Raw genomic sequence first — 1,191 nt, 5'->3', positions numbered from 1 at the left:
CCCATGTCTGAAACCCTGCTGATCCGGAACGTCCGTCCCGCCGGCGGCGAGAGCACCGATATGCTGATCCGCGACGGGCGCATCGCCGCAATCGGTTCGGGCCAACGCGCGGATGGCGCAACCGAGCTCGACGCCGGCGGCCAGCTCGCCATTCCCGGCCTTGTCGAGGCCCACACCCATCTCGACAAGAGCTTCTGGGGCATGGGCTGGCAGCGCCACACCGCAGGCCCGGCCCTGATCGACAAGATCGAGACCGAGCGCCGCAACCGCCGCGAACTCGGCATCGATGCGAACCGGCAATCCGGCCGGCTCGCCGCCCAGATGATCAGGATGGGCACCACCCACATCCGCAGCCATGTCGACATCGACACCGAAACCGGCATCGAAGGCATCGAAGGCGTCATCGCCATGCGCGAGCGGCTGGCGGGCAAGATCGACGTCGAGATCGTCGCCTTCGCGCAATCCGGCCTGCTGATCCGGCCCGGCACGCTCGAGCTGCTCGAGCGTGCGATGGCGATGGGCGCCGAGGTGGTTGGCGGGCTCGACCCCTGCGCGGTCGATCGCGACCCGAAGGGCCATCTCGATGCGATCTTCGGCGTCGCCCAGAAATATGGCCGCCCGCTCGACATCCACCTGCACGAACGCGGAGAGATGGGCGCGTTCTCGATGGACCTGATCCTGGAACGCGTGCGCGCGCTCGGCATGCAGGGCAAGGTCGCGATCAGCCACGCCTTCTGCCTCGGCATGCCGGATGTCGATCATGCCCGCCGGCTGATCGACGAATTGGCCAGGGAACGCATCATGCTCGTGACCACGGCTCCGGCCGCCTCGCCGGCGCCGTCGGTCATGGCCTGCCTCAAGGCCGGCGTCGTGGTCGCCGGCGGTTCCGATGGCGTTCGCGACAGCTGGAACCCCTACGGCATGGGCGACATGCTGGAGCGGGCGACGCTGGTGGGCTTGCGCAACAATTTCCGCCGCGACGAGGAGATGGAGCTGGCCCTCGACGTCTGTACCTACAAGGGCGCCGAGCTGATGGGGATCGCGGATTACGGCCTCGCGGTGGGCTGCACGGCCGATCTCGTGATCCTGCCCGGCGAGACCGTGTGCGAGGCCATCGTCGCGCGCCCTGCCGAGCGCACGGTAATCAAGCGCGGCAAGGTCGTCGCCCGCAATGGCGAACTCACTCGCCCC

At 68.3% G+C, this 1,191-nt stretch carries 1 protein-coding gene; it reads left to right on the top strand.

Annotation, left to right across the window (positions count from 1 at the left end; translation table 11 throughout):
- Window positions 1-3: 3 nt before the first annotated feature.
- Window positions 4-1,191, top strand: a 1,188-nt coding sequence (locus ACIPIA_RS16700; RefSeq protein ID WP_400511092.1) for an amidohydrolase family protein, incomplete at its 3' end; no start/stop codon positions are given.

The organism is Allobosea sp. CER48, assembly GCF_044752385.1.
GTDB lineage: Bacteria > Pseudomonadota > Alphaproteobacteria > Rhizobiales > Beijerinckiaceae > Allobosea.
The sequence above is the reverse complement of the archived record's forward strand: the minus strand, read 5'-3'. Positions and strand labels throughout refer to the sequence as shown.